This is a genomic window from Chamaesiphon sp. OTE_8_metabat_110 (assembly GCF_031382685.1).
Lineage (GTDB): Bacteria > Cyanobacteriota > Cyanobacteriia > Cyanobacteriales > Chamaesiphonaceae > Chamaesiphon.
Genome location: NZ_JANMZA010000012.1, coordinates 1 through 2,798, shown reverse-complemented (window position 1 = coordinate 2,798; position 2,798 = coordinate 1). Strand labels below are relative to the sequence as shown.

The 2,798-nt window shown below is 47.7% G+C and carries 3 protein-coding genes and 1 pseudogene; all 4 read left to right on the top strand.

Annotated features, from left to right (window positions below):
- Window positions 1-651, top strand: a 651-nt coding sequence (locus RMO52_RS00360) for a UDP-N-acetylglucosamine--N-acetylmuramyl-(pentapeptide) pyrophosphoryl-undecaprenol N-acetylglucosamine transferase (RefSeq protein ID WP_310409997.1), incomplete at its 5' end; no start/stop codon positions are given.
- A gap of 131 nt (window positions 652-782) precedes the next feature.
- Window positions 783-1,064, top strand: a complete 282-nt coding sequence (locus RMO52_RS00355; protein WP_309744937.1) for a DUF427 domain-containing protein — start codon at window positions 783-785, stop codon at window positions 1,062-1,064.
- 169 nt (window positions 1,065-1,233) lie between these two features.
- Window positions 1,234-1,602: a hypothetical protein gene (locus tag RMO52_RS00350; RefSeq protein ID WP_309744935.1), complete on the top strand. Its 369-nt coding sequence runs from the start codon at window positions 1,234-1,236 to the stop codon at window positions 1,600-1,602.
- 192 nt (window positions 1,603-1,794) lie between these two features.
- Window positions 1,795-2,748: pseudogene (gene sbcD, locus RMO52_RS00345) on the top strand (exonuclease subunit SbcD); the annotation flags it as partial.
- Window positions 2,749-2,798: the final 50 nt, after the last annotated feature.

Here is a 2,798-nt window from a genome sequence, read left to right as displayed (position 1 = left end):
ACGGGTAAGTACCTGCCTCGCGCTAAGACTATCTATCTGGGTACTCCCTGTCGCGAGCAGTTCCTGACGCCACAACCCCTCGATCTTCCCATTGCCGAAGACAGTCAGTTGAGTGTGGTAGTTGGTGGCTCTCAGGGTGCTGTAGCCCTCAATCAGATGATTCGGGAATGCGTCGATGTGTGGTTGGAAGCTGGAGCAACGATCGTCCATATTGTTGGCGGTGCCAATGCCACTACCGAACCCGTCGCGCATCCTCGCTATATTGTCTTGCCATTCTATGACAATATGGCTGGACTGTTGCAGCGGGCGGATTTAGCCATCAGTCGGGCGGGTGCGGCGACTTTAAATGAGTTGATGATTACCCGCACGCCGTCAATTTTGATTCCTTATCCCTACGCCGCCGAGGATCATCAATACTATAATGCCAACGTTTTAGCTAACGCTCATGGCGCATTATTATTTCGGCAAGAATCCCTAACCGCCCAATTTCTGGCGGGAGAAGTGCTGTCCTTGCTCCAAAATCCCCTGCGGTTGGCAACAATGGCATCGAATACCAGTGCCCTCGGTGTGATGAATAGTGCGGATTTGTTGGCCGATTTGATTGGAGAATCAGTCAAGCCGCGATCGGTAATTGCCAGCCACGGCATCTAACTAGCCGCCGCTTGGATCGTCGATCGGTGCCATCCACTGCCCCCGATCGCTCAAATATTGATGTCGATTTTGGCTCCATCCAAAGTTTGAATGTTAAAGTAAAAGTAGTTTATCAATTAAGCGATCTCCTCATGACTACAGCAACTTGGAACGGTGTTACCCTAGCCCAAAGCGATGCCACCGTGGTAGTAGAAAATAATCAATATTTCCCAGCCGATAGCATCAACAAACAGTATTTTGTCGAAAGCAATACTCACAGTAATTGCCCCTGGAAGGGCACCTGTAACTACTACAGCATTAATGTAGAGGGTCAAACCAATCAAGACGCAGCTTGGTACTATCCCGAACCCAAAGATGCTGCTAAAAATATCAAAGGCTATGTGGCTTTTTGGAAAGGTGTCAAAGTTTCTTAATTAAAGTTAGCGCGGTTTATAGTAAGTATAAACCGCACTAAAATCGGCTCTTAGAGCAGCGGTCGTCGTTACAAATATTTTCGTGACGATCGCTCGACTGTCTCTAAATTGCCGAGTGAAAAATTAGATTTTATTCGATCGAGATTACGCTAGCGCACTAAAAATTATTATGATAGATCTCCACATCATTGCAGAATTGCAAGTGCAATTTGCCAATATTCCCGATGCGCTCGTGAGCTTGGAAACTATTGTTGATTGTGAAGGCGATCTCGAAGATGCAGCGATCGCGCTCGCAATTCGCGTCGGACAGCAACCCGATATTGCTAATAGCGAATGGTTGCGAGGACTGGCAAAAAAACATCGCGTGGCAATTTGTCAATCAGAATTTCGCAATGATATGGTTGAAGGTAACTTCATGCCCGTATTTCAACACTTTCTAGCAATTAAAATCTGCCCAAAAGTCCTGATTTTACCCGTTTTACTTTACGTTCATGAGTCGGGCGTCAATCTCTTCTGTCAACCACTCGATCCGCTGTAATGGTGGCTAATTTTACGCTGCAAATATCCACTGCTAGCCACACACTACAGCACCGCCCCTACAGGTTAACGTTACTGCGAGGAAATCAACTAGGATTGCTATAGTCCGATCGCCAGACCGAGCAAGCTATAGTATATACTTACTGAAATACTACGACGATCGCGCTCCCACCCCTCAAGCCGCACCCCTAAGCTGATGAAAATTCTGCATTTATCGGATATCCATATGGGCGGTGGTTTCGCTCACGGTAAAATCGACCCAGAAACCGGACTCAACACCCGCTTTCAAGATTTTGTCAAATCGCTATCGCGGGCGATCGACAGAGCATTAGCCGAACCCGTCGATCTGGTATTATTTGGTGGCGATGCTTTTCCCGATGCCACACCCGCACCGTATATCCAACAAGCCTTTGCACTCCAATTTTATCGGTTAGTCGATGCCAATATTCCCACCGTCTTACTAGTCGGCAATCACGATCAACATTCTCAGGGACAAGGTGGAGCCAGCCTATCGATTTATCGCTCCCTGGGCGTTCCCGGCACGATTGTAGGCGACACGATCGAAACTCATGTAGTAAATACTCGCAGCGGTGCGGTCCAAATTATCACCCTCCCCTGGCTCAATCGATCGACTCTGCTCACCCGCGAGATTGCCGAAAATCTCTCGATGCTAGAAGTCAACCAATTATTACTCGATCGGCTTCAGCCCCGACTAGAAGGCGAGATTCGCAAACTAAATCCCGATCTCCCGACGATCGTTTTAGCACACCTGATGGCCGATAATGCCACGCTGGGGGCCGAGAAATTTTTAGCTGTCGGTAGAGGGTTTACCATTCCCCTGTCCTTCCTGACCCGTTCTTGCTTTGACTACGTGGCTTTGGGACACGTCCATCGCCACCAAAATCTCAATAAAACAAATGACCCTGCCGTTGTCTATCCTGGGAGTATCGAGCGGGTAGACTTTAGTGAAGAAAAAGAAGATAAAGGTTACGTCCTAGTTACGATTGAACCGACAGTCCAACCAGCGAGTAAAAGCTTTGAGACGACTTGGGAATTTTGCCCTCTAGAAGTGCGGACTTTTCGGACGATTAAAATCGATGTTTCGAGTAGCGAACAGCCGCAACTAGATATTTTAGTCGCGATCGCCTAAGTTGATATTCTAGATGTAGTCGTGCGGCTGTTCTATCAACTCAATCC